Annotated in this window: 22 protein-coding genes and 1 pseudogene; 13 read left to right on the top strand and 10 right to left on the bottom strand. The window is 65.6% G+C overall.

Annotated features, from left to right (window positions below; genetic code table 11):
- Nucleotides 1–233: 233 nt before the first annotated feature.
- The 3 genes from pdxH (at nucleotide 234) to P5W99_RS02705 (ending at nucleotide 3856) form a co-directional block, all read left to right on the top strand.
- On the top strand, nucleotides 234–881 hold the full coding sequence (gene pdxH, locus P5W99_RS02715) for a pyridoxamine 5'-phosphate oxidase (protein WP_421042487.1): 648 nt from the start codon (nucleotides 234–236) through the stop codon (nucleotides 879–881).
- Nucleotides 882–1085: 204 nt separating this feature from the next.
- Nucleotides 1086–2300: a class I SAM-dependent methyltransferase gene (locus tag P5W99_RS02710; RefSeq protein ID WP_421073520.1), complete on the top strand. Its 1215-nt coding sequence runs from the start codon at nucleotides 1086–1088 to the stop codon at nucleotides 2298–2300.
- Nucleotides 2301–2479: 179 nt separating this feature from the next.
- Entirely contained in the window at nucleotides 2480–3856 is a 1377-nt protein-coding gene (locus P5W99_RS02705; protein ID WP_434661679.1) for a DUF72 domain-containing protein, read from the top strand.
- A gap of 9 nt (nucleotides 3857–3865) precedes the next feature.
- On the opposite strand, the gene msrA is transcribed toward P5W99_RS02705, so the two are convergent.
- The gene (gene msrA, locus P5W99_RS02700) at nucleotides 3866–4423 is read right to left on the bottom strand and encodes a peptide-methionine (S)-S-oxide reductase MsrA (protein WP_421042490.1); all 558 of its coding nucleotides are present in this window, start codon (nucleotides 4421–4423) and stop codon (nucleotides 3866–3868) included.
- A 273-nt stretch (nucleotides 4424–4696) separates the two neighbouring features.
- On the opposite strand from msrA, the gene P5W99_RS02695 reads away from it, so the two are divergent.
- Complete coding sequence (locus tag P5W99_RS02695) at nucleotides 4697–5221, top strand: flavin reductase family protein (protein WP_421042491.1); 525 nt, start codon at nucleotides 4697–4699, stop codon at nucleotides 5219–5221.
- A gap of 37 nt (nucleotides 5222–5258) precedes the next feature.
- On the opposite strand, the gene P5W99_RS02690 is transcribed toward P5W99_RS02695, so the two are convergent.
- Nucleotides 5259–5762, bottom strand: coding sequence for an Lrp/AsnC family transcriptional regulator (locus tag P5W99_RS02690; RefSeq protein WP_421042492.1), 504 nt, complete (start codon nucleotides 5760–5762; stop codon nucleotides 5259–5261).
- Between the two features lie 131 nt (nucleotides 5763–5893).
- Here P5W99_RS02690 and kynB point away from each other — a divergent pair, with 131 nt between their 5' ends.
- From kynB to kynA, 3 genes are read left to right on the top strand one after another with little or no spacing between them, the layout of a single operon-like run.
- Complete coding sequence (gene kynB, locus P5W99_RS02685) at nucleotides 5894–6532, top strand: arylformamidase (RefSeq protein WP_421023095.1); 639 nt, start codon at nucleotides 5894–5896, stop codon at nucleotides 6530–6532.
- A gap of 47 nt (nucleotides 6533–6579) precedes the next feature.
- Nucleotides 6580–7830, top strand: coding sequence for a kynureninase (gene kynU, locus P5W99_RS02680; protein WP_434661676.1), 1251 nt, complete (start codon nucleotides 6580–6582; stop codon nucleotides 7828–7830).
- A 10-nt stretch (nucleotides 7831–7840) separates the two neighbouring features.
- Nucleotides 7841–8824, top strand: a complete 984-nt coding sequence (gene kynA / locus P5W99_RS02675; protein WP_434661675.1) for a tryptophan 2,3-dioxygenase — start codon at nucleotides 7841–7843, stop codon at nucleotides 8822–8824.
- A gap of 100 nt (nucleotides 8825–8924) precedes the next feature.
- Here the strand turns inward: kynA and purM are convergent, their stop codons facing one another.
- Nucleotides 8925–9998 carry a phosphoribosylformylglycinamidine cyclo-ligase gene (gene purM, locus P5W99_RS02670; protein ID WP_421042496.1) on the bottom strand — a complete coding sequence of 358 codons (1074 nt, stop codon included), beginning with the start codon at nucleotides 9996–9998 and terminating at the stop codon, nucleotides 8925–8927.
- A gap of 188 nt (nucleotides 9999–10186) precedes the next feature.
- Between purM and hda the strand changes: the two are divergent.
- From hda to panB, 6 genes and pseudogenes are all read left to right on the top strand, one after another.
- Nucleotides 10187–10906: pseudogene (gene hda / locus P5W99_RS02665) on the top strand (DnaA regulatory inactivator Hda); the annotation flags it as partial.
- A gap of 620 nt (nucleotides 10907–11526) precedes the next feature.
- Complete coding sequence (locus P5W99_RS02660) at nucleotides 11527–12213, top strand: HAD family hydrolase (protein WP_421073513.1); 687 nt, start codon at nucleotides 11527–11529, stop codon at nucleotides 12211–12213.
- On the top strand, nucleotides 12210–13826 hold the full coding sequence (gene pcnB, locus P5W99_RS02655) for a polynucleotide adenylyltransferase PcnB (RefSeq protein WP_434661673.1): 1617 nt from the start codon (nucleotides 12210–12212) through the stop codon (nucleotides 13824–13826). The genes P5W99_RS02660 and pcnB overlap by 4 nt, the downstream gene beginning before the upstream one ends.
- Nucleotides 13827–13892: 66 nt before the next feature.
- A complete protein-coding gene (gene folK / locus P5W99_RS02650; RefSeq protein WP_421073511.1) occupies nucleotides 13893–14504 on the top strand; it encodes a 2-amino-4-hydroxy-6-hydroxymethyldihydropteridine diphosphokinase in 612 nt (203 codons plus the stop codon).
- A complete protein-coding gene (locus tag P5W99_RS02645; RefSeq protein WP_434661671.1) occupies nucleotides 14501–15184 on the top strand; it encodes a deoxynucleoside kinase in 684 nt (227 codons plus the stop codon). The genes folK and P5W99_RS02645 overlap by 4 nt, the downstream gene beginning before the upstream one ends.
- 58 nt (nucleotides 15185–15242) lie before the next feature.
- The gene (gene panB, locus P5W99_RS02640) at nucleotides 15243–16058 is read left to right on the top strand and encodes a 3-methyl-2-oxobutanoate hydroxymethyltransferase (protein ID WP_421023087.1); all 816 of its coding nucleotides are present in this window, start codon (nucleotides 15243–15245) and stop codon (nucleotides 16056–16058) included.
- A gap of 68 nt (nucleotides 16059–16126) precedes the next feature.
- Here panB and P5W99_RS02635 read toward each other — a convergent pair whose 3' ends face one another.
- From P5W99_RS02635 to hemH, 7 genes are all read right to left on the bottom strand, one after another.
- Nucleotides 16127–17278, bottom strand: coding sequence for an acyltransferase family protein (locus P5W99_RS02635; RefSeq protein ID WP_434661669.1), 1152 nt, complete (start codon nucleotides 17276–17278; stop codon nucleotides 16127–16129).
- Between the two features lie 402 nt (nucleotides 17279–17680).
- Nucleotides 17681–19588, bottom strand: a complete 1908-nt coding sequence (gene pabB, locus P5W99_RS02630; protein ID WP_434661667.1) for an aminodeoxychorismate synthase component I — start codon at nucleotides 19586–19588, stop codon at nucleotides 17681–17683.
- A 47-nt stretch (nucleotides 19589–19635) separates the two neighbouring features.
- Nucleotides 19636–20769, bottom strand: coding sequence for a molecular chaperone DnaJ (dnaJ, locus tag P5W99_RS02625; protein ID WP_421023084.1), 1134 nt, complete (start codon nucleotides 20767–20769; stop codon nucleotides 19636–19638).
- A gap of 314 nt (nucleotides 20770–21083) precedes the next feature.
- Entirely contained in the window at nucleotides 21084–23027 is a 1944-nt protein-coding gene (gene dnaK / locus P5W99_RS02620; protein ID WP_434661665.1) for a molecular chaperone DnaK, read from the bottom strand.
- A 248-nt stretch (nucleotides 23028–23275) separates the two neighbouring features.
- Nucleotides 23276–23848, bottom strand: a complete 573-nt coding sequence (gene grpE, locus P5W99_RS02615) for a nucleotide exchange factor GrpE (RefSeq protein ID WP_421042506.1) — start codon at nucleotides 23846–23848, stop codon at nucleotides 23276–23278.
- A 518-nt stretch (nucleotides 23849–24366) separates the two neighbouring features.
- The gene (locus tag P5W99_RS02610; RefSeq protein WP_421044412.1) at nucleotides 24367–24774 is read right to left on the bottom strand and encodes an RNA-binding S4 domain-containing protein; all 408 of its coding nucleotides are present in this window, start codon (nucleotides 24772–24774) and stop codon (nucleotides 24367–24369) included.
- Nucleotides 24775–24811: 37 nt separating this feature from the next.
- Nucleotides 24812–25879, bottom strand: a complete 1068-nt coding sequence (gene hemH, locus P5W99_RS02605) for a ferrochelatase (protein ID WP_421042508.1) — start codon at nucleotides 25877–25879, stop codon at nucleotides 24812–24814.
- Nucleotides 25880–25900: the final 21 nt, after the last annotated feature.

Raw genomic sequence — 25900 nt, 5'->3', positions numbered from 1 at the left:
ATAGCGGGTCGAAAACGGACCGATCGCGCACTGCCACGGTCCCAGGCAGCCGGTATTTTGCCCGATCGCGACCAAACGCGCGCGCCCTGCCCATGTGCCACCGCCTTGCCACCGCCTTGCCACCGCCTTGCCACCGCCTTGCCACTGCTTTGCCACCGCTGTGCCGCAACCTTCGCAGAACGTTCGCGCCGTCTTCTATATACTTGTCCGCATTGAAGCGTTTGCATAAAAAAATGACCTCGCTCGCCCACCTCCGCAAGAATTACTCACTCGGTTCGCTCGACACCTCCGACGTCGACCCCGACCCGATCCGCCAATTCCAGACCTGGTTCAACCAGGCGCTCGATGCCAGGCTGCCCGAACCCAACGCGATGACCGTCGCGACCGTCGACCAGGACGGCCGCCCCGCCGCGCGCATCCTGCTGATCAAGGCCGTGGACGAGCGTGGCTTCGTTTTCTTCACCAACTACGAAAGCCGCAAGGGCCGCGAGCTTGCCGCCAATCCGCACGCGGCGCTGCTGTTCCACTGGATCGAGCTCGAGCGCCAGGTGCGCATCGAAGGCCGGGTCGAAAAAACCAGCGATGCGGAAAGCGATGCGTATTTCCACTCTCGCCCGCTCGGCTCACGCATTGGCGCGTGGGCCTCGGAGCAGAGCGAGGTGATCGGCAGCCGCGCCGAGCTCGAAGCGCGCGAGCGCGAGATCAGCGCGCAGTACGGCGAGCAACCGCCGCGTCCGCCGCATTGGGGCGGCTACCGGCTCGTGCCGAGCGCCATCGAGTTCTGGCAAGGACGTCCGTCGCGGCTGCACGACCGCATCCGTTATACGCGGGACAATGCACGGGACGGCTCAGCGTGGCACATCGAGCGGCTCGCGCCCTGAGCGGACCGGACAAACCGGCGTACGTCCCGAAGGTTCCATCAGCCTGATCCGCAATACCACGCAGCACTGTGCAGCACCCTGCAACACCCCAGCATCACGCGCGCCGCGGCGCAGCGCCGGTCAGTCGGTTTTGCCTCGTAACACGCCTTGCAATTCGCTTTTGTCTTTGAGCCTCAATCGTTCATCTGACACGGAGAGAAACGCATGTTCTGGGAGAAAAAACTCGCTCAATGGGTCGACGAAGTGCGCCACAAGGCCAACCTGCCCGCGCGGCTCGTGCTGTGGAGCGGCCAGCAGTATGACTTCGGCCACTTCGCCGCCCCGCAGGTCACGCTGAAGGTCAATAGCGCGGCAGCGCTGCCGCTGCTGCTCGAACCGAGCCTCGACAATCTCGGCGAGGCCTACGTGAAGGGCAAGATCGACATCGAAGGCAAGCTCGCCGACATCATCGCCATCGGCTACTCGCTCGCGCACAACACCATCACGAGCGCAGGCAAGCTCGCGCGGGTGCGCCGCTACTTCACGCACTCGAAGCACTCCGACCAGAGGGCCATCCAGTACCACTATGACGTCTCGAACGCGTTCTACAAGCTGTGGCTCGACGAGAACATGGTCTATTCGTGCGCCTACTTCGAGAACGGCGACGAAGACCTCGCCGCCGCGCAGCTCAAAAAAATCGACCACATTCTCACCAAGATCCAGCTGCAGCCGGGCCAGACGCTGCTCGACATCGGCTGCGGCTGGGGCGCGCTCGTGCTGCGCGCCGCGCAGAAGTTCGGCGCGCGCTGCGTGGGCGTGACGCTCTCGCAAAACCAGTTCGACCTCGCCACCGAGCGCGTGAAGGCCGCGGGCCTCGCCGATCGCATCGAGATCCGTCTGCAGGATTATCGCGACATTCAGGGCCAGTTCGACCGCATCACGAGCGTAGGGATGTTCGAGCACGTCGGGCGCAAAAACCTGCCCGGCTATTTCACCAAGGTGCGCGAGCTGCTCGCCGACGAAGGCATCGCCATGAACCACGGCATCACGTCGACCGATGCCGAGAGCGGCGAGGCGGCGCTGGGCGCCGGCGAGTTCATCGACCGCTATGTGTTCCCCGACGGCGAGCTGCCGCACATCGGCCTCGCGCTCGAAGCGGCGCAGCGCGGCGGTCTCGAGGCGGTTGACGTGGAGAGCCTGCGCCGTCACTATGCGCACACGCTCGGAATCTGGGCGGAGAACTTCGAGGCACACGCCGAGGAAGCGAAAATGCTTGTCGACGACGAGAAGTTCCGCATCTGGCGCGTCTATCTGGCCGGCTGCGCCTACGCGTTCGAGCACGACGACGTGTCGATCTACCAGATCGTCTGCCGCAAGGCCGGCCGCAACGCGAATACGCTGCCGTGGTCGCGCCGGTATATGTACGAGAAGCCGCTTTGACGCGGCTTTGGCGTCAGGCAGGTAGGGTGGCAGCCGCGCTACTGCGTTCGCGCCGGACGTAGCCGGACGTAACCGGACGTAGCCTGACGTTTTGCCGGACGGCGCGCATCGGCTCGGCCCACCCACGCGCGTCGCTGCGAGCGGCTTCGGCTACGCGATCGCCATCACGACTCACACGCATGAACGAAAGCGACGACGGCCTTTTCGGGGCATTGGAAAACGATAGCTCCGGCGCGGGGCGCAACCCGGCGCAGGCCTCGCCGCGAACGGGCGCCACCGGCCGCCGCACGCCGCGGAGCACGCGCGAGAACTCGCCACCCGATACCCAGACGGACCTGTTCGGCTTCGTGCCGCCCGAGCCATCGGCGGGGCGTGCGGCGCGCAGAAACACCGATGCCGACGCATCCGCGACAGAAGCCGACGACAGCGCACAGCAGACGATTACGGCAAAGCCCGCCAAAGCGCCGAAATCGACGCCCGCCGCCGACTCGCCCGCCCCGCGCCGCCGCGCGAAAGGCGTGCTGCCGGCGGTTCCCGGCCAGGACGTGCTCGACCTCGCCGCGGAGCTGCCGCCGGGTGTGCGCCTGGGCACGTCGTCGTGGTCGTTTCCGGGCTGGCGCGGCATCGTCTACGGCGACGACTACAGCAATTCGAAGCTCGCGCGCGATGGGCTCGCGGCCTATGGCGCGCATCCGCTGCTGCGCTCGGTGAGCATCGACCGCTCGTTCTACGCGCCGCTCACCGTCACCGATTACCTGCGCTACGCGCAGCAGGTGCCGGACCACTTCCGCTTCATCGTGAAGGCGCCCGCGCTCATCACCGATGCGAGCGTGCGCGGCGATCGCGGCGAGCCCGTCTCGGCCAACCCCTGCTTCCTGAACGCCGATCTCGCCGCGCGCGAATTCGTCGAGCCGTGCCTTGCGGGGCTCGGCGCGAAAGCCGGTGCGCTCGTGTTCCAGTTCCCGCCGCTGCCCGATCAACTGCTTGCGGATCCAGCCGCGTTCATCGAGCGTCTCGTGGCGTTTCTCGCCGCGCTGCCGCCACTGCCCGCAGCTGCTTCGGCACCGCCGGCAGACGCCGAAGCCGGCGAAGCGGCGTCAAGCGGCGCACTCCCCAGCGACCGCCCCTGTTACGCGGTCGAGATCCGCGACGGCATTCTGCTCACACCGCGTTTCGTGCGCGCGCTGCGCGCCGCGGGCGTGCGCTACTGCGTGGGATTGCACGCCCGCATGCCCGACCCGCTGCGCCAGGCGGCAGCGCTCGCGCTGATGGACGGCGAAGCGCCCGCAGGCCCGCTGATCGTGCGCTGGAGCCTGCACAGCGGCTTCAAGTATGAGCAGGCGAAGGCGCGCTACGAGCCCTTCGACAAGCTCGTCGACGAAGACCCCCACACGCGCGACGCCCTCGCCGAACTGGCCGCGCGCTATGCGATCGCCGGCCAGCCGGTGCTGATCACGACCAACAACAAGGCCGAGGGCTCGGCGCCGCTGACTTGCGCGAAGCTCGCGCGCGCCATCGTCGACGAGATGCTGCGCATGCGCGGCGACGGCGCCTGAAGCGCTACGTCACTCGGCCTTGAGCCGGTGCGCGAACTTCTGGCGGAACTTGGCCACCTTGGGCGCCACCACGAACGCGCAATAACCCTGATTCGGGTGCTGCGCGAAGTAGTTCTGGTGATACGCCTCGGCCGGGAAATAGTTGCCGTCGAGCGGCAGCACCTGCGTGACGATCTCGCCGTCGTACACACCCTCGGCTTTCAACTCGCGAATGGCCTGCAGCGCCGTCTCGCGCTGCGCCTCCGAGTGCGTGAAGACCACCGAGCGGTACTGGGTGCCGACGTCGTTGCCCTGACGGTTCAACTGGGTCGGATCGTGAATCGCGAAGAAGATGTCCAGAATCTCGCGATAGCCGATCTTCGCCGGATCGAAATCCACTTTCACGACTTCGGCGTGGCCGGTGTCGCCATCGCACACCTGCTCATAGGACGGGTTCGGGGCATGGCCGCCCGCGTAGCCCGATTCCACCGCCATTACGCCATCCACGCGCAGAAAAACCGCTTCCAGGCACCAGAAACATCCGCCGCCGAGCGTGGCGGTTTCGATCGTCTGAGTCGTCTGAGTCATGCTGAACTCTCCATTGTTGCCGCGCGGGCCCTCCCGCTTCGGGGTCCTCGCACATTTGCGGGGATTGCCGCTCCGTCCCTGCGCCGTCTCGCGCAACCAGGCCGATGAGCCGTCGCCCGCCGCTTTTCGTTAAAATTGGGACAATTCGCCGAAATTACACATGACGTTCACATCGACTTCCGCTTGCGCCGCCGGTACCGCTCACGCCGCGTGCGCCGCCATCCCCGTCCAGCCCGCGCCGGACACGCGCCCCAATGACCGGGGCCTGCGCTCATGACCCGCCGCGCCAGCCCGCCCAACTTCGACGACGGCGCGTTCCGCCGTGCGCTCAGCCAGTTCGCCACTGGCGTGACGGTCATCACGACGCGCGCGCCCGACGGCCAGCTGATCGGCATCACCGCGAGCTCGTTCAACTCCGTCTCGCTCACGCCGCCGCTCGTGCTGTGGAGCCTCGCCACGCGATCGGCTTCGATGCCGGTGTTCCGCAGCAACAGCCATTATGTGGTGAATGTGCTCGCCGCGTCGCAGCTCGACCTGTGCAAGCGCTTCGCCACCGTGAAGGGCGACCGCTTCGAAGGCGTCTCGCACGCGGCCGGCGACTCCGGCATGCCCGTGCTCGACGGCGCCATCGCCTGGTTCGAGTGCCATAACCGCAGCCGCTACGACGAAGGCGATCACGTGATCTTCGTCGGCGAGGTGGAGCGCTGCGGCGTTCGCGAACCCGGCAAGGACGACCAGGGCAGCGCCGCGCCGCTCGTCTTCCACGGCGGCGCATTTCACCAGCTGCAACCGCTCTAGACCCGCTCCAGGCACGCCAAACGCAACCGAAGCGGCGTTATGAAGCCTTCGGCTCGCCGCGATGGGCGATCAGGTCGACCGGCAGCCCCGCCTCGACCTTGAGCGTCGTGAGCACGATATTCGAGCGGATATCCATCACGCCCGGCGCCTTGTAGAGCTTGTTGAGCACGAAGTCCGAGTAGTGCTTGAGGTTGTGCGCGAGCACCCGCAGCAGATAGTGCGTCTCGCCGGTCACCACGTAAGCGCCCACCACTTCGGGCCAGTCGCGCAGCGCAGAGACGAAGCGCTCGTGCCAGCTCTCCTGGTCGTTGCGCATCGAGACCTGCACGAAGGCCTCCATTTCGAAGCCGAGCACTTCCCGATTCAGGCACGCGCGATAGCGCTCCACCACGCCCTGCTCCTCCAGCAGGCGCAGCCGCCGCAGGCACGCGGAAGGCGACAGCGAAATACGCTCGGCCAGATCGAGATTGCTGATGCGCCCCTCGTTCTGAAGTACGGCAAGAATCCGGCAATCGGTCGCATCGAGCGAGATAGCGTTCATATTTGGTCCCCTTTCCCCTTTTGAATCAAATTATGTGCCAAGAACTGTAGCGTACGACGTTTTTTTCGCAAGCACATTTCGCGACGAGTTGCCTATCATTCGAAAAACATTGAGACAACCTCGTCAACGCGATGAACGACCTCTGGGACATTTCCCCGCCCATCCGCCCCGAAACGCCCGTCTGGCCCGGCGACACGCCCGTTGGCGTCGAGCGCGTCTGGCGCATGGAAGCCGGCTCGCCGGTCAACGTGGCGCGCGTGACGCTTTCGCCTCACACCGGCGCGCACACCGACGCCCCGCTGCACTACGACGAAGCGGGCGCGCCCATCGGCGCGGTGCCGCTCGACGCCTATATCGGCGCGTGCCGCGTGATTCATTGCGTGGGCGCCGCGCCGCTCGTGCGGCCCGAGCATGTGCAAGCGGCGCTCGCTGGCATCCCGCCGCGCGTGCTGCTGCGCACCTACGCCAAGGCCCCGCAGGAGCGCTGGGACAGCGCGTTTTGCGCCGTCGCGCCCGAGACGATCGACCTGCTGGCTGAGCACGGCGTGCGCCTGATCGGCATCGACACGCCCTCGCTCGACCCGCAGGAATCGAAGACGATGGACGCGCACCACCGCATCCGCGCGCACCGCATGGCGATTCTCGAAGGCATCGTGCTCGACGCCATCGCGCCCGGCGACTACGAACTGATCGCGCTGCCGCTGAAATTCGCCACGCTCGATGCCAGCCCCGTGCGCGCCGTGCTGCGCACGCTGCACGAGCGCCAATGAACCTTTGCTACCTCCGACCCAACACCTCACTGCCCCGAAGAACCCCCATGAACGACCGTAACGAAGCCCTGGCGCTCGATCGCGCCGATCCGCTCGCCGCGCTGCGCGAGCAATTCACGCTCGCGCCCGAAACCATCTATCTCGACGGCAACTCGCTCGGCGTGCCGCCGCGAGCCAGTGCCGCGCGCGCACAAGCCGTGATTGGCGGCGAATGGGGCGAGGGCCTCATCCGCAGCTGGAACACGGCGGGCTGGTTCGCCATGCCGCGGCGCCTCGGCAACAAGCTCGCCCCGCTGATCGGCGCGGCGGAAGATGAAGTCGTGGTCACCGACACCATTTCCATCAATCTCTTCAAGGCGCTTTCCGCCGCGCTGCGCGTCGCAAACGCACGCGATCCCAAGCGCCGCGTGATCGTCTCCGAGCGCTCGAATTTCCCGAGCGACCTGTACATCGCGCAAGGCCTCATCGAGCAGCTCGACCGCGGCTATGAACTGCGCCTCGTCGACGACCCGAGCGAGCTGCCCGCTGCCATCCGCGAAGACGTGGCCGTCGCGATGATCACGCACGTGAACTACCGCACCGGCCAAATGCACGACATGCGCACGCTCACCGAGCACATTCACGCGCAAGGCGGGCTCGCGCTGTGGGACCTCGCGCACTCGGCGGGCGCGGTGCCCGTGGATCTGAACGGCGTGAACGCCGATTACGCGGTCGGCTGCACGTACAAGTACCTGAACGGCGGCCCGGGGTCGCCCGGCTTCGTGTGGGTGGCCAAGCGCAACCAGGACACGTTCTCGCAGCCGCTTTCGGGCTGGTGGGGTCACAAGTCGCCGTTCGAGATGAACCCCGTCTACCGACCGGACAACGGCGTCGGCCGCTATCTGTGCGGCACGCAGCCGATCGTTTCGATGGCGCTCGTCGAATGCGGCCTCGACGTCTTTCTGCAGACCGACATGCAGGCGATCCGCCGCAAGTCGCTCGCGCTCACCGACCTCTTCATCGAACTCGTGGAAACGCGCTGCAAGGCATACCCGCTTACGCTCGTCACGCCGCGCGAGCATGCACAACGCGGCTCGCACGTGAGCTTCGAACATCCGCACGGCTATGAAGTGATGCAGGCGCTGATCGCGCGCGGCGTGATCGGCGACTATCGCGAGCCGCACGTGCTGCGCTTTGGCTTCACGCCGCTGTATCTGCGTTACGTCGATGTGTGGGACGCCGTCGAGACCCTGCGCGACGTGCTCGCGACCGAAAGCTGGCGCAAGCCCGAATTCGCCGCACGCGGCGCGGTGACCTGAGGAGCCCGAGATGACTGATCACATGCACATTCCCGGCGTGCCCGACACCGATTCCGCCCGCACGCCTTCCAGCGCCCCGAATGCCAGCCCGAATGCCAGCGAGCCCGCGCGCGGCGGCTGCCCGTTCGGGCATGGCGCAGCGGCTGCCGCCGCGCCAGTCGCTGCGCAGCCAGGCGAAGGCTGGCACGACGCGCAGCTCGACTTCTCGAAGTCGATGAGCTATGGCGATTACCTCTCGCTCGACTCGGTGCTCAACGCGCAGCATCCGCTCTCGCCCGATCACAATGAGATGCTGTTCATCGTCCAGCATCAGACGAGCGAGCTGTGGATGAAGCTCGCGCTCTACGAATTGCGCGCGGCGCTCGCGTGCGTGCATCGCGACGAACTGCCTCCTGCGTTCAAGCAGCTCGCGCGCGTCTCGCGCATTCTCGAACAGCTGGTGCAGGCATGGAATGTTTTGTCCACGCTTACGCCGTCCGAGTACACGGCGATGCGGCCGTATCTGGGCGCTTCGTCGGGGTTCCAGTCGTATCAATACCGGCAGATTGAGTTTCTGCTGGGCAACAAGAATGCGCAGATGCTCAAGCCGCACGAGCATCGGCCTGAGGTGCTTGCGCAGGTCAAGGCCACGCTAGAAGCGCCTTCGTTTTATGACGAGGTGATTCGCCTGCTGGCGCGGCGCGGCTTTGCGATCGCGCCGGAACGCCTCGCTCGCGACTGGACGCAGCCGACGCTGCACGATGCGTCGGTGGAAGCGGCCTGGCTCGAGGTCTATCGCAATCCTTCGCAGTACTGGGATCTGTATGAAATGGCCGAGGAACTCGTCGATCTCGAGGATGCGTTCCGGCAGTGGCGGTTCCGCCATGTCACGACGGTCGAGCGGATTATCGGCTTCAAGCAGGGCACCGGCGGGACTAGCGGCGCGCCTTATCTGCGGAAGATGCTGGATGTCGTGCTGTTTCCGGAGCTTTGGCATGTGAGGACGGTGTTGTAAGGCCACGCACACCACCAGAAATGACTTCGCGCCGGCCGGCGGGGCTTTGGTAAGCCCGCCGGACCGGCGCGAATGTTTTGTGCCGCCAGGAGTGCGCGCGTCAAACCACTACAGTCTGCGCCTCGCCTTCCTTGCTCTCACGCACCACGCCAATCTTCCACACCTGCTCGCCCGCGGCAGCCAGCAGCGAAGCCGCCGCGTCGGCCTGATCGGCCGCCACGATCACGGCCATGCCGATGCCGCAGTTGAACACGCGGTGCATTTCCGCATCGGCCACGCCGCCATGCTTCTGCAGCCACGAGAACAGCGGCGGCAGCGGCCATGCCGCGTGGTTCAGCTCGGCGGTGAGGCCTTCGCGCAGCACGCGCGGGATGTTCTCCACCAGACCGCCGCCGGTGATGTGCGCCATGCCCTTCACAGCGATGGTTTCCATCAGCTTGAGCAGCGGCTTCACGTAGATGCGCGTGGGCGCCATCAGCGCGTCGGCCAGCGAGCGGCCGTCGAAGTCGGCGTTCATGTCCGGGTTCGCACGCTCGATGATCTTGCGCACGAGCGAGAAGCCGTTCGAATGGATGCCGCTCGACGCGAGACCCAGCACGACGTCGCCGGGGACGATCGTGCTGCCGTCGATGATCTTGCTCTTCTCCACCGCGCCAACCGCGAAGCCCGCGAGGTCGTATTCGCCGTCGGGGTACATGCCCGGCATTTCCGCCGTTTCGCCGCCGATCAGCGCGCAGCCCGAGAGCTCGCAGCCCTGGGCGATGCCCTTCACGACCGTGGCGGCCGTGTCCACATCGAGCTTGCCGCAGGCGAAGTAGTCGAGGAAGAACAGCGGCTCGGCGCCCTGCACGAGGATGTCGTTCACGCTCATGGCGACGAGATCCTGGCCGACCGTGTCGTGTTTGTTCAGATGAAACGCGAGGCGCAGCTTGGTGCCCACGCCGTCGGTGCCCGACACGAGCACGGGCTCCTTGTACTTCTTCGGCACTTCGAAGAGCGCGCCGAATCCGCCGATGCCGCCCATCACGCCTTCGCGCAGGGTCTTCTTCGCAAAGGGCTTGATGCGATCGACGAGCGCGTCGCCCGCGTCGATGTCCACGCCCGCGTCACGGTAGGAGAGGCCTTGCTCCTGCGCTTGGTCCTGATTAGCGGGGCCGGATTTCGGTTGATTCATGGGGAAGAGGCAGAAGGTCGGTAAAATGCGATTTTAACCGATTGACGGCTCCCCGCCGCCGCCTGCGTGAGGACACGCGAGTATTTTGGTAGTAGCGGCGCGGGCTCGTCGGCCGGAAACCACGTTTTGTCGCCGAACCTGCCTATTTTCAAGCGATAACTGACACACCGCCTTCGGCCAGACACACCGTGCAGCGACAGCTAACGCTCGATCTCGGCACCCCGCCGCCATCGACCTTCGACAACTTTCATACCGGCGCCAATGCGGAGCTGGTCGCGCGGCTGCGCGGGCTCGACGCCGCGCTCGCGGCGGGCCCCGACGTCGACCCGAAGACCGACCGCACGTTCTATGTCTGGGGGGAGCCCGGCAACGGCCGCTCGCATCTGCTGCACGCGCTCGCGTTCGAGGCGCCGCCCGGCCACGTGCGCTACATCGGGCCGACGAGCGGTCTCGCCGCCTTTACGTTCGATGCGCGCGTGCCGATTTACGCGGTCGACGACTGCGACGCGCTCTCGGGCGCCCAGCAGATCGCCCTGTTCAATCTCTTCAACGAGGTGCGCTCGCACCCGAACACGGCGCTCGTCGCGACCGGCAACGCGCCGCCGATGGGGCTCGCCGTGCGCGAGGACCTGCGCACGCGCCTTGGCTGGGGTCTCGTGTTCCACCTCGCGCCGCTCTCGGACGCGGGCAAGGCTGCCGTGCTCAAGCAGGCGGCGCGCGAGCGCGGCATCAATCTCGCCGACGACGTGCCCGCCTACCTGCTCACGCACTTCCGGCGCGACATGCCGAGCCTGATGCGCCTGCTCGATGCGCTCGACCGCTTCTCGCTCGAGCAAAAGCGCGCGGTGACGCTGCCGCTGCTGCGCACGATGCTGGCGAATAGCGAGGCGGGGCCGGGCGAAACGGATGATGCCGCCGTTGCGCGCATCGAAGCCGCAACGGCCGCTGACCATCTGGACGAGGCCAGCACGACGCCGCAGACGGAAGAACACAACGCGTCCGCGCCTGCCGGCGACCATGCGCAAGGCGTCGAGCTGGAGCTATTTCCGTCTCACGACACACCGAACGCTGCAGCCCCGGCGGAGCTGCCCAGCGCTGCGTACGAAGCGCCGCGCGCGCCCGCGCTGCAACCGCGCGCGCCGCTCGGCGCGCCGCCGTTCCAGCCGCCGACCGACAATGTCGAAGGCGAACTGGGGGCCAGATTCCGCGACGTCGTCCACCGCGAGCTGGGCGCCGAACTCCAGGGTGAAGTGGAAGCCGATGTCAGCGGCGAGATGAACGGCGAGCTCGATGGCGACCTCGATCCCTCCACCGAGCCTGCCGATCCCGCCACGTCCACCGAGCCCGCCACGTCCACCAAGCCCGCCGATGCTGCACCGCCCGGCGCCACGCCCGAAGCCCCGCCCGCCGGGCCCGCGGTGGCGCATCCACCGGCGCCGGCGCCGGCGTCCGAACCCTCTTCCGTATCGCCGGACGCCGCAGCCGGCGCCGGCAACGGCTTCACCCGCTTCAAGTAAAATGAGCGCCCATGGCTAATCTCGCACTTTTTGATCTCGATCACACGCTGATCCCCACTGACAGCGACTACGAATGGGGCCGCTTCATGGTGAAGCTTGGCATCGTTGACGCCGAACGCTTCGCGGAGCAGAACGACCGCTTCTACGCCGACTACAAGGCCGGCCAGCTCGACATCCAGGCGTACCTGCTCGCCATGCTCACGCCGCTCGCGAAGTATTCGCGCGCGCAGTTGAAGGAATGGCACGACCAGTACATGCACGAGGTGATCAACCCGACCATCGTGCCGGCCGCGCTCGAACTCGTGAAACAGCACAAGGAAGCGGGCGACCTCTGCTGCGTGGTCACGGCCACCAACGAATTCATCACGGCGCCCATCGCCGGGGTGTTCGGCGTGGACAAGCTGATCGCCTGCGAAGTCGAAACCGTGGACGGCCATCCGGCGTCTGCCTTCACCGGCCGACCGACCGGCACGCCGAGCTACCGCGAGGGCAAGATCGTGCGCGTGGAGGACTGGCTGGCCTCGCTCGGCAAGCGCTGGTCCGATTTCGAGCACAGCTACTTCTATAGCGACTCGCACAACGACATTCCGCTGCTCGAAAAAGTCACCGACCCGATCGCGACCAACCCCGACGACACCCTGCGCGCGCATGCGCAACAAGCAGGCTGGCGCATCCTCGATTTGTTCCAGGCATCGTGATCAAGAAATTCATCCGCAAACTGTTTGGCCAGGACGACACTTCCGCGACCCAGGGCGCCCCGGCCAGCGACACCGCATTGGCTGCGGCGTCGCATGAAAGCGAAGCCGCGGGCGAGGCCACGACGCGCCCGCGCCGCAAGACGGTCACCGCGAAAAAAGCCACCAGGCCCGGCGCGGGCCAGGGCGCCGGCGACCCGGCCACGCCCGTCGTCCTCCCTGCCGACATCCACGGCATCGATCCCTCGCTCATCTCGCGCAACGCAGTGCGCGTGACCGACGGCCTGCAGCAAGCAGGCTTTCGCGCGTTCATCGTGGGCGGCGCGGTGCGCGACCTGCTGCTCGGCGTCGCGCCCAAGGACTTCGACGTGGCCACCGACGCCACGCCCGATCAGGTGCAAAAGCTGTTCCGCCGTGCCCGCATCATCGGCCGGCGCTTCCAGATCGTGCACGTGCAGTTTGGCCAGGAGATCATCGAGGTCTCGACCTTCCGCGCGCTCGTGGACGCTCCGCCCGCCGAGGCCGCCGGTGGAGCGGGCCACAAGCGCCTGCGCCGCGACGAGCTCGACCGCAAGACCCACCACGTGGACGCGAGCGGCCGGGTCCTGCGCGACAACGTCTGGGGCGAGCAGCACGAAGACGCCACGCGCCGCGACTTCACGATCAACGCGATGTACTACGACCCGGCCACGCAGACGGTGCTCGACTATCACAACGGCATGGCCGACATGCGCGCGCGCCTGCTGCGCATGATCGGCGACCCGGCCACGCGCTTCCGCGAAGACCCGGTGCGCATGATGCGCGTGGTGCGTTTCGCGGCGAAGCTCGGCTTCGAGATCGAAGCCCACACGCGCGCACCGATCCAGGAGCTCGCGGACCTCATCAACAACGTGCCGGCGGCGCGTCTGTTCGACGAGATGCTCAAGCTGCTGCTCTCGGGCCACGCGCTCGAGTGCCTCAAGTGGCTGCGCAAGGAAGGCCTCCATCACGGCCTGCTGCCCCTGCTCGACGTGGTTCTCGAGCAGCCGCAGGGCGAGCGCTTCATCACGCTCGCGCTCTCGAACACCGATGCGCGCGTGCGCGCGGGCAAGCCGGTCTCGCCGGGCTTCCTGTTCGCGACGCTGCTGTGGCACGACGTGCAGCAGCGCCTGCAGCAATACACGGCCGAGGGCGAATTCCCCGTGCCGGCGCTGCATCGCGCGATGGACGACGTGATCGACGCGCAGACCGAAAAGCTCGCGATCCATCGCCGCTACTCGTCGGACATGCGCGAGATCTGGGGCCTGCAACTGCGCCTCGAAAAACGCGGCCGCAGCGCGATCAAGCTGCTGGAACACCCTCGCTTCAGAGCGGGGTATGATTTCCTCCTGTTGCGCTGCGAATCGGGCGAGCTCGACGCCGAAGTGGGCCAGTGGTGGACCGACTTCATCAGCGGCGACCCGGCTGCACGCGAGACGCTGCTCGCCCAGGGCGGCAGCAAGGAACGCGCGCCGCGCAAGCGCCGCCGCCGTGGCGGCGCGAAGAACCGCAAGACGGGCGAAGCCGCAGCGGGTGCCGAAAGCGCCGCAGCGGACTCCGCCCATGGCGGGGGCAACGACGAGCCGCACGAGGACTGAAGCCATGCAGCATGCAACCCGGCTCGGCCAGGTCGAATGCACTCGCGCAACACAGGAAGTGAAGCCATGACAGTTGCCTGGCTCGGAATCGGCGCGAATCTGGGGGATGCTCGCCAGACCCTCAAGGACACGGTGGTGTGTCTCGCGCAGCAGCACACCATCACCGTGCTCGCCAAATCGAGTCTGTACCGCACCGCGCCCATCGACGCGGGCGGCGACGACTATTTCAACTGCGTCGTGAAGCTCGATACACGGCTAACGGTGCGCGAGCTGCTCGGCCTGTGCCATCGCATCGAGCATCACTTCGGCCGCGAGCGTCCGTTTCGCAACGCGCCGCGCACGCTCGACATCGACATCCTGCTGTACGGCCAAGCGATCATCGACGAGCCCGACCTGATCGTGCCGCATCCGCGCATGACGGGCCGCGCGTTCGTGCTCGCGCCGCTCGCCGAGATCGATCCCGAGCTCGCCATTCCGGGCCAGGGCGTGGTCAGCAGCTTCTTGCCCGCCGTCGCGCAACAGCGCATCGAAAAATTGAAGCCGCTGTGCCAGTGTCTCGCCGACCCCGAAGCGGGCAAGTCCACGGGCGTTGCGGCCGATCCCAGCGATTCCAGCGATCCCAGCGATTCCGCCGCCTCCGCCGATAACACGCCGCGCTCCTCGGGCCCCTGCCAATGAGCACGCCGCTGTCTTTCGCCACCACGGTCTCCGCACGGCCCGCGGCGCTCCAGTACATCGCGATCGAAGGGCCGATCGGCTCGGGCAAGACGCCGCTCGCGACGCGTCTGGCCGAGCGCTGGTCGATGCAGACGCTGCTCGGCTCGCGCGCGGACAACCCGTTTCTCGAGCGCTTCTACCGCGACACGTCGCGCCACGCGCTGGCCGCGCAACTCGCGGTGGCGCTGCAGCGCGAGCATCTGTCGCGACAAGTGGCCGCGCAGCTTGCCGCCGGCACCCCGCTCGTGACGAATTTCCTTGCCGAGCGCAATGACCTGTTCGCGCGCCTGACGCTCGCCGAAGAAGAGCTGCAGCTATTTCAGGCACTCGCCGCGCGCCTTTGCGTGGTGTCGCCGCCGCCCGACCTCGTGGTGTATCTGCAGGCGAGCCCCGAAGCGCTCTATGCGCGCATCCAGAAGCGCGCGGTGGCGGCGGAGCAGCACATCTCCGAGACCTTCCTGCGGGCGCTGTGCGACAGCTACAACGAATTTTTCTATCATTACGACCGTGCGCCGGTGCTGACCGTGGGCGTCGAAAATCTGAACCCGCTCGACTCCGACGCGGACCTTGCGCTGATCGTCGAGCGTATCGAATCGATGCGCGGCCGCAAGGAATCCTTCGTCAAAGGCACGTCGCTTTGAGCGGCGCGCCGTCCGGCACTTCCCCTCCCTGATGGACTAACGGACTCTCGGACTCCCCATGACTTACCTGCAGGAAACGAGCCGCAGCGCGGTCACCGTGCCCAAGCTCCAGGCGATGCGCGACGCCGGCGAGAAGATCTCGATGCTCACGTGCTACGACGCGAGCTTCTCGGCGCTGTGCGACCGCGCAGGCGTGGACACAGTGCTGATCGGCGACTCGCTCGGCAATGTGCTCCAGGGCCATGCCACGACGCTGCCCGTCACCATTGACGACATCGCCTATCACACGGCCTGCGTCGCACGTGCGCAACCGAAGGCGCTGATCATCGCCGATCTGCCGTTCGGCACGTTCGGCACGCCCGAGGACGCCTTCGCGAATTCGGTGAAGCTCATGCGCGCGGGCGCGCAGATGGTGAAGATCGAGGGCGGCGAGTGGCTCGCGCCCACGGTGAAAATGCTGGTCGAGCGCGCGGTGCCAGTGTGCGCGCACATCGGCCTCACGCCGCAATCGGTGCACGCGTTCGGCGGCTTCAAGGTGCAGGGCAAGACCGATGCGGCGGCCGTGCAGCTCGTGCGCGACGCGCTGGCGCTCGAAGCTGCGGGCGCGCAGCTCGTGGTGATCGAGGCGGTGCCGGCGACGCTCGGCGCACAAGTCACGAAGCAGTTGCGCATTCCGACCATCGGCATTGGCGCGGGCCTCGATTGCTCCGGCCAGGTGCTCGTGCTGCACGACATGCTCGGCATTTTCCCCGGCAAGCGTCCGCGCTTCGTGAAAGACTTCATGGCGGGACAGCCCGATATCGAGTCGGCCGTGCGCGCCTATGTGAAAGCCGTGAAGGAAGGCACGTTCCCGGGGCCTGAGCACGCGTTCTGATGCGGCTGCGACCCTTTAGCGGCTGCGACCCTTTAGCGGCTTCGAGCCTTCAGCCCACGGCCGAAGGCTTACTTTGTCGCGGCAATGATCCGCTTGCCCAGCGCTTGACCGGGCAGTTCGACAAACCGGTACCCCAGCACCGAAAGAACAAGTGTCAGCAGCACGCACGTCAGGGAGAAAAGGCCTGACGGCACGAGAGATCCGGCCAGACTCATGGCAAATGGATGGAGGAGATAGGTCGAAAAACTGATGCTGCCCAGCCATCCGGTAAGGCGATTCGAGATAAGCGGGGAGCGCCGAATCGCCGGAACGCAAGCGACCAGCAAGAACAGAGCCGGCGCAACCAGCCAGGGAATCAGCGCTTCGTACAAGCTGATGTGCGGATGATGAAAGTAGCCAAAGGAGACGAGGTTTGACATCGCCATGGTGATGCTAAAGACACCCGCGTCGATGTAAAGGCGACGTGGCGTCAAGCTGCCCTCCTGAGCGTGGAATACCCGGCAGCCCAGAATCGCTGCGTACACCAGGCCAATACGGGCGAGCGGAAGGCGATGCCCGATCAAAAGAGAAATGCAGCACAAGAGCAGTTCCACAACCGGCGCGATGACGATCAGCTTGTCGTCGAACCGACGGCCGAAGCTCAGCAAAGCCAAAGCGAAGACTGCATACCAGGCGAACTCGATGCTGAGAGTCCATGTCACGCCCAGAAGGGCCTGCGCACCGAAATAGTCCTGAACGAGCAAAAGGTTGACCACCCAGGTACGAGCCGCGACAACTCTTACGTCGGAAAAGGCCGTGAGATTCGAGCCGTAGCCAAGGAGTGCCAGGAGAGCAAAGGCAACGAGCACGAGCGGGTAAATGCGGAAGACGCGTCGAATCACAAACGTCTTGAGATCGAACCGGTGCCCCGCCGTCATGGGAATCACGAAACCGCTCACAACGAAAAACAGGACCACCCCAAACACACCCGGCGATAGCATTGCCGTAGCCCACGCACCGAATTCTCCGCTCTTTTCAGCGATGTGCTGAAAGAGCACTGCACCCGCAGCAATAAATCGCAATGTGTCAAGAAAAGCCAGGCGCGCTGTCGTGGCCGCCCGCCGACTCGTCGCAGTCGGATCCGTCGTGGCAGAAGGGACCGACGCCTGAAACATATCGCCCTTTCCCACTCGTCCCGAAAATGGCTCCGCGGCGCAAACCTGAGGCTGATCGTCGGGCATGATAGCGTCCTGAAACACGACAAAACGCCCTCGTGGGTCACACCGGCACCATACTTGCGGTTGGCCAAGCGACCAGAGGATTGAGTATCGATCAACGGGTCTGCGGCACGAATGCGCTTAATCGACGGGTTTCAGGCATCGCTCATGAGGGACATCATCAACAAGCGAAGCCACCGCGCCGGGAGCCGCTTCGGAAACCGGTGTCACGCCGTTCATATGCGTGGATTGTGTCCGGTCTTCGGCCGTGGCGAATGTTCGCCGTCGCTCATACCGCGTTCGTCGACGAAATATCGAAAGGTTGCGACAGGGCGTAAATCTGGGCGTAGCGTCATCAACGCGGACGGAGCCAATTCGTAGTTCGGACGGCTTTGAGCGCTTCTGGAGCCTCACGCCGTTAGCGAATCAAACGCGTATCAAGCGCGCCGGCACGGCCCCGCGCAGCGCATTGGTCAGCATGAGCGCCTCGGCGTTGAGCACGTCCTCGCGCGTGAGCACACGCTCGCGCGCCCCGAATGCCGCGTCGTCGAGCAGCACGCCGCGCATCACGCCTGGCAAGAGCCCCGACGAGAGCGGCGGCGTCCACCACTTGCCGGCGAGCTTCACGAACACGTTCGAGCGCCCGCCTTCGGTCAGCTCGCCGCGCTCGTTGAAGAACAGCATGTCGAAGCCACCCTGCGTTTCGGCCTCGCGCCATGCGCGGTCGAACTCGGCACGCCGCGTCGACTTGCGCAGCAGCAGCGCATCGCCTGACGCAACTGGCGCGAAGCCGTGATCCGGCGCGAGCAGCACGCCAACAGTGTCGTGAGCGAGCGGCGCAAGCGGCGCACTGGTCAGCGTTGCCACTCCGCTCTTGCCGAGCGCGAGCCGCAGCCGATGCGGCACGTCCGCTTCCGAGAACGCGGCGCACGCCTCAACAAGACGCTCGCGCAACGCTTCCACATCGCACGGAAAACCGAGCCAGGCCGCGCCCGCCGCAAGCCGCGCGAGATGGCGCTCGATATGACGCACGCCCTGCGCGCGCGTCGCATACATCGTTTCGAAGAGTTCGATGCCGGGGTCGGCCTCGGTGAGAAAACGCGCTTTCAAGCGGCACTCCTCGTATTCATCGGCCGCTACACTATCCAGCACGATGCCCGCGCCCACGCCCATCTCGCCGCGCCGCATTGCGCCATCGCCGCCGCTGGGGGCGTCGAGCGTGAGCGTGCGGATCACGACCGAGAGACAGAAGTCACCACAGGCCTCGCCTTCGCCAGGAGCGTCCAGCCAGCCGATGGTGCCCGTGTAGAGCCCGCGCGGACCGTGCTCGAGCGCCTCGATCAATTCCATCGTGTGGTGCTTGGGCGCGCCCGTGATCGAGCCGCATGGGAACAGTGCGCGCATCGCGTCGGCGAAGGTCGTGCCGGGGCGTAGTTTCGCCTGCACCGTGGAGGTCATCTGCCAGACCGAGGCATACGGCTCCACGCTGAAGAGCGCGGGCACGCGCACCGATCCCGTCTGCGCGACGCGTGACACGTCGTTGCGCAGCAAGTCGACGATCATCACGTTTTCGGCGCGATTCTTGGGGTCGCTCGCGAGGAATTGCGCGGCGGCAGCATCTTCGGCGGCATCGGCGCGACGCGCGGTGGTGCCTTTCATCGGCTTCGCGCGCAACGTTTCGCCGTGCTTCTCGACGAACAGTTCCGGCGAGCACGAGAGCACCCAGCGATCGCCCGGCAACGCGATGAGCGCGCCGTAACGCACGCGCTGGCGCTCGCGCAGGCGCCGGTACAACGCCACCGGTGCGCCGAACGCCTCGAAGCCCAACCGGTACGTGTAGTTGATCTGATACGAGTCGCCGATGCGCAGCGCGTCCTGCACCGCACCGATGTCGCGCTCGAAGCGCTCGCGCTCGACGCCCATCGTCACACCGGCAATGCCAGCCGGCGCGGGGGCCGCGCTGCCCTCGCGCGCGGCGAGCCACGCGTCGGCCTCGTCGCGCGAAAGCCGCTCGCAGCGCGCGAACAATAAAAAACGCAGCGCGGCGTGGCCGTGCTGCGTTTGGCTGGATGAGGCGTCGCGCTTCGCGAATTCGAGCGCGCGCCCGAATTCGTAGTCGCCGAGCACGAGCGCATGAAGGGCCGCGCCTGCTCCTGCACTCAATGCTGCATTGACTTCGCGGCACGCCGCGTCGAGATCCGCGGCGCGCTCGCACGCGATCTCGCGCACGAACCCCGTGTACAGGCGGCTCGAACGGCTCGCCGCCGTCGAGTCGCCATCGTCGAGCAGCGCGAAAATCGCGTCGCTGGCCGCGCCGCCTTGATTCACTGCCATTGAACGTTACCGCCTGCCTGCTACCGCACGAAATCCCGACGCGTGCATTAATCGAAGAAGCTCTTTACGCGGTCGAACCAGCTCTTGCTCTGCGGACTGTGGCGCGAGCCACCTTCCACGAGCGACTTCTCGAACTGCTGGAGCAAATCGCGTTGCGGCTCGGTGAGCTTGACCGGCGTTTCGACCTGCACATGCACGTACAGATCGCCGGCGATGCTCGAACGCAGGCCCTTGATGCCCTTGCCGCGCAGACGGAAAGTCTTGCCCGACTGCGTGCCCTCGGGCACCGTGAAGCTCGCGCGGCCTGCCAGCGTCGGCACTTCGATCTCGCCGCCGAGCGCCGCCGTGGTGAACGGAATCGGCATCTGGCAATGGAGGTCGTCGCCGTCGCGCTCGAAGACCGCGTGCTGCTTGATGTGGATCTCGACATAGAGATCGCCCGACGGCCCACCGTTGATGCCCGGCTCGCCGTTGCCGGCCGAGCGAATGCGCATGCCGTCGTCGATGCCCGCCGGAATCTTCACTTCGAGCGTCTTGGTTTCCTTCACCTTGCCCGCGCCGTGGCAGTTCGTGCAAGGCTCGGGAATATAGGAGCCCGTGCCGTGGCACTTCGGGCAGGTCTGCTGGATGCTGAAGAAGCCCTGCGACATGCGCACCTGACCCGAACCGTGACAGGTCGGACAGGATTCAGGCTTGGTGCCGGGCTTCGCGCCCGAGCCGTGGCAGACGTCGCAGCTGCTCCAGCCCGGCACGCGAATTTGCGTCTCGTAGCCGTGCGCCGCCTGCTCCAGCGTGATTTCCATGCTGTAGCGCAGGTCCGCGCCGCGATACACCTGCGGGCCGCCGCGCGCGCCACGGCCACCGCCGGCCGCCTGGCCGAAAATATCGCCGAAGATGTCACCGAAAGCGTCCGCGAAACCGCCGAAGCCCTGCGCACCCGCGCCGCCCATGTTGGGATCGACACCCGCATGACCGTACTGGTCGTAAGCCGCGCGCTTTTGCGAGTCCGACAGCATCTCGTAGGCTTCTTTCACCTCCTTGAAATGCTCTTCCGCATCCTTGCTGTCCGGATTGCGGTCGGGGTGATACTTCATCGCAAGCTTGCGATACGCCTTCTTGATTTCGTCGTCGCTCGCGTTCTTCGCGATGCCCAGAACCTCGTAGTAATCCCGTTTCGCCATATCGGTTCAACGCCGGCCGCGTGCCTCGCGGCACGCGCCGGCTCCTCTTGAATGCTGGATCTCGTGACCCGTTTGCCGCTCCTTCGCACCTTCCGCGCGCGGGCGCTTTCGCGCCCCGGCGGCCCCTGCAAGAGAACGGCCTCCATAAAACAAATGTGCCCGGAGAGCCTAAAGGCCCGCCAGGCGATGCAATGCCGAAGCGCATCGTAACCGATGCGGCCGGGCTTGGGTCGGCTCAGTCTTTTCGATCCGGGCCGCTGATCGAAGCATCCGGCGCGAAGCGCGCCGGATGCCCTGGCCCTGAACGAGCAGAATTAGTCCTTCTTGACTTCCTTGAACTCGGCGTCGACCACGTCTTCGGCGGCATGCTGCGGGTTGGCTTCGGCGCCCGCGGCACCTGCAGCCGCACCCGCCGCGCCTTGCGCCGCCTGCATGTCGGCGTACATCTTCTCGCCGAGCTTCTGCGATGCTGCCGACAGCGCCTCGACCTTCGCTTCGATCGTCGCCTTGTCGGCCGACGTGTCCTTCAGCGTGTCTTCGAGTTCCTTCAGCGCGGCTTCGATCTTTTCCTTCTCGCTGGCGTCGATCTTGTCACCGTACTCGGCCACGGCCTTCTTCGTGCTGTGAACCAGCGCGTCGCCCTGGTTGCGTGCGTCGGCCAGCTCACGCAGACGGTGATCTTCTTCCGCGTTCGCTTCGGCGTCCTTCACCATCTTCTCGATTTCGGCTTCCGACAGGCCCGAGTTCGCCTTGATGGTGATGCGGTTTTCCTTGCCGGTCGCCTTGTCCTTCGCGCCGACGTGCAGAATGCCGTTCGCGTCGATGTCGAAGCTCACTTCGATCTGCGGCACGCCGCGCGGTGCGGGCGGAATGCCTTCGAGGTTGAACTCGCCCAGCAGCTTGTTGCCAGCCGCCATTTCGCGTTCGCCCTGGAACACCTTGATCGTCACGGCGCCCTGGTTGTCGTCGGCCGTCGAGTAGACCTGTGCGTGCTTGGTCGGAATCGTGGTGTTCTTGTTGATCATCTTCGTCATCACGCCGCCGAGCGTCTCGATACCGAGCGAGAGCGGGGTGACGTCGAGGAGCAGCACGTCCTTGCGGTCGCCCGAGAGAACCTGGCCCTGAATCGCAGCACCCACGGCCACGGCTTCGTCCGGGTTCACGTCACGGCGCGGATCCTTGCCGAAGAACTCCTTGACCTTCTCCTGCACCTTCGGCATACGCGTCTGGCCGCCGACGAGAATCACGTCGTCGATGTCGCCGACCTTCACGCCCGCGTCCTTGATCGCCACGCGGCACGGCTCGATGGTGCGCTCGATCAGGTCTTCGACCAGCGCTTCGAGCTTGGCGCGCGTGATCTTGAGGTTCAAGTGCTTCGGACCCGAGGCATCCGCCGTGATGTACGGCAGGTTAATTTCGGTCTGCTGGCCCGACGACAGTTCGATCTTGGCCTTTTCGGCAGCTTCCTTCAGGCGCTGCAGCGCGAGCACGTCCTTCGAGAGGTCGACGCCCTGCTCCTTCTTGAACTCGCTGATGATGTAGTCGATGATGCGCTGGTCGAAGTCTTCGCCGCCGAGGAACGTGTCGCCGTTAGTCGAGAGCACTTCGAACTGCATTTCGCCGTCAACGTCCGCGATCTCGATGATCGAGATGTCGAACGTGCCGCCGCCCAGGTCGAACACGGCGATCTTGCGGTCGCCCTTTTCAGCCTTGTCCAGACCGAACGCGAGCGCAGCCGCGGTCGGTTCGTTGATGATGCGCTTGACTTCCAGACCGGCGATGCGGCCGGCGTCCTTGGTGGCCTGACGCTGGCTGTCGTTGAAGTACGCGGGAACCGTGATCACGGCTTCGGTGACCGGCTCGCCGAGGTAGTCTTCAGCGGTCTTCTTCATCTTGCGCAGCACTTCGGCCGACACCTGCGACGGCGCGAGATTGTTGCCATGCGCCTGGACCCATGCGTCGCCGTTGTCGTGCTTGACGATCTTGTAGGGCATCAGGTTGATGTCCTTCTGCACTTCCTTCTCGTCGAAGCGGCGGCCGATCAGGCGCTTGACCGCGTACAGCGTGTTCTTCGGGTTCGTGACCGACTGACGCTTGGCCGGCGCGCCGACCAGCACTTCGTTGTCGTCCATGTAAGCGATGATCGACGGCGTCGTGCGAGCGCCTTCCGAGTTCTCGATCACCTTGACCTGATTGCCTTCCATCAGCGCCACACACGAATTGGTGGTGCCGAGGTCGATGCCGATGATTTTGCCCATTTTGTCAATTCTCCAGATTTTGATCGCTGTGCGTTCGCCGCGTCTCGCGCGGTGCGGGGGCGTTCGCCTCAGCTCAATTCGGTTTGTTTCAGTTCACTGTTGCCCAAATAGGTGCCGCAAGGATGTTTTCAAGAGCTTTGGGCTATGAATTCGTTAATTTTTTTCGATCGGCGGCGTGTCGCTCGAAACAGCGCCGCCCAGACTTTCCAACGCCTTACAAAACAACGGCGAATCGACCGGCAGACGCCTTACTTCGGCTGCGAAACCGTGACCAGCGCCGGGCGCAGCACGCGGTCGGCAATCACATAACCTTTTTGCAGCACCGCGACGACCGTGTTCGCCTCCTGCTCCGAGGGCACCATCGAGATGGCCTGATGGCGATGCGGGTCGAACTTCTCGCCCACCGGGTTGATCTGCATTACCTTGCCCTTCTCGAGCGCGCCGATCAGTTGCTTGAGCGTCAGCTCGACGCCTTCGTTGACCTTCGCGAGGTCGTCCGAACCATGCGCCAGCGCGGCTTCGAGGCTGTCCATGACCGGCAGCAGATGCTCGGCGAAGCTCTCGATGGCGAACTTGTGCGCCTTGGCAACGTCTTCCTGACCGCGGCGGCGGACGTTCTCCGTCTCGGCCTTGGCGCGGATGAATGCATCCTGCAGCTCGGCGACCTTCGCCTGGGCCTCTGCCAGCGCTGCTTGCGCGTCGCCTTCGGGCGCCTGCGCGGCGCCTTCGGCCGCAGATTGTTGCTGCTGAGCAGCGGCTTGCGACGCCTCGTCCGCGGGCGTGGGGTTCTGGCTCGTCGGGTTCTCTTGCGTGTTTTCCATGTCGCTGAACGTCGTTGAATAGTAAAAGGGGAAACAAGGCGCGGACCGTTCCGGCCAGCTCGTTTGCTGCGCCGGCGAGCGTTGCGCCAACGCTACAGCCGCCTTGTCCATCGCGACAGCACGTGGGTGCCGGATCATTTATTTCAAGGGCGTCGCGCGGTTTTTTTATCCATGGATCAAACCGCCGAAATCGCTCGTTACAACCATTACTGCAGTGCCGCAACAATGAAATTGAGTACGGGGCAACCCTGGCCTACACTCAGGAACAGGTGCTGCTCACAGGGCATTTACCCTGAGTCCGGCACCGCACTGATGGGGCCCTGCTGTTGCGTCTGTGGCCCATGTATTGGCCGTTTTGCAGCTTTTCTTCCCTTGGGGGAGTACCGTGAAACTGACCTTTGCCATCTCGGTGGTCGCGTTGGTACTCATCGCCGGGACCACCACCATCTGCATGTCCGGCGTCGTGAACGACAATACGACGGAATACGGGGGCGTTCACGCCACAATGGAGGCGCTCTTCAATCCTCACGCGAAAGTTTGTCGATAGTGCGACGGTCGCGCTTGGTGGGCCTGCCGTGCAGCACGGCGGCGGGCTCGCGAAAGAGCCGCCTGCGCTCCTGTTCGGCCGTGCGCTGCGCGCGGCCGGCCTCTGTCTCCGCATAGAGCGTCTGGGCGATGCTCGCCGGGCCGCGCACCTCGCAGATGCCGAGCACCTGCACCTCCCATACCGCGTGATCGATCTCGATCTTCACGAAGTCGCCTACGCGCACGTCCCGGGAAGCCTTCACGACATCGCCGCCGATCCGCACGCGGCCCTTGCCGATGGCGTCCGACGCCTGCGAGCGCGTCTTGAAGAAGCGCGCGGCCCAAAGCCATTTGTCGATGCGCAGACGCGCGCCGGGTTCGGTCGAAATCTTGTAATTCATGGATGCTTCCTGATTGAGCGCCGCTAAAGTCCCGCGCTCAGGCCGTCGCGCCGGCTGGAACCGGCGCCCGCACCGGCCAGCCCTGCAGGTTCTGCGCAACGATTTCGCCGAGCGCTGCGATCCACGCAGGCGACGCGTTCAGGCACGGAATACGGTGGAACTCCTTGCCGCCGCCATGCAGGAACTCGTCGCGGACCTCCATGCCGATTTCCTCGATGGTCTCGAGGCAGTCCGCCGTAAAACCAGGGCAGAACACGTCGGCGCGACGCACGCCGCCCTGTCCGAGCTCCTTGAGCGTCGGCGCGGTATAGGGCTGCAGCCACTGCGCGCGCCCGAAGCGGGACTGGAACGTGACGCGGCATTCCACCGGCGTGAGTTCGAGCGCATGCATGAGGAGCGAGGCCGTCTGCTGGCATTGATCGTGGTACGGGTCGCCGAGATCGAGCGTGCGGCTCGGCACGCCGTGAAAACTCAGCACGAGGCGATCTCCCGCCGCGAAGTCGGGGCGGCCGTGCGCCTGCCAGTACTCCCGCACCTGAGTCGCGAGCGCCCCGATATAAGCCGGATGGTCGTGGTATGCGCGCACCGTGCGGATTTCCGGCTGGTTGCGCATGCGCCGCAGCTTGGCGAACGCGGCGTCGAAAGCCGTGGCCGTGGTCGACGCCGAGTATTGCGGATACATCGGCATGAGCAAAATGCGCTCGGCGCCGGCGAGCTTGAGCTGGCTGAGCATCGCCGCGATGTCGGGCGTGCCGTAGCGCATCGCATGGTCCACAAGCACGGCGTAGTCGTTCAGATGCAGCAGATGGCGCAAGCCGTCGGCCTGCTTCTGCGTGTGCACGCGCAGCGGGGAGCCTTCGGGCGTCCAGACCGCCGCGTACTTCTTCGCCGACGAACGGCTGCGAAACGGCAGGATCAGCCCGCGCAGGATGACCTGCCAGATGGGCGCGGGAATCTCGACCACGCGCGGATCGGAAAGGAACTGCGCCAGATAGCGGCGCACGGCGCGCGGCGTGGGCGCGTCGGGCGTGCCCAGATTGATGAGCAGCACCGCGACGCGATGCGCACCGGCTGACTGCAGGGGTCGCTCCAGGTCGAAACGCATAGGCGGTCAGGGACGCCGCGC

Source organism: Paraburkholderia sp. A3BS-1L (genome assembly GCF_051125215.1).
Lineage (GTDB): Bacteria > Pseudomonadota > Gammaproteobacteria > Burkholderiales > Burkholderiaceae > Paraburkholderia.
This window is presented reverse-complemented; position numbering and strand designations above follow the sequence as displayed.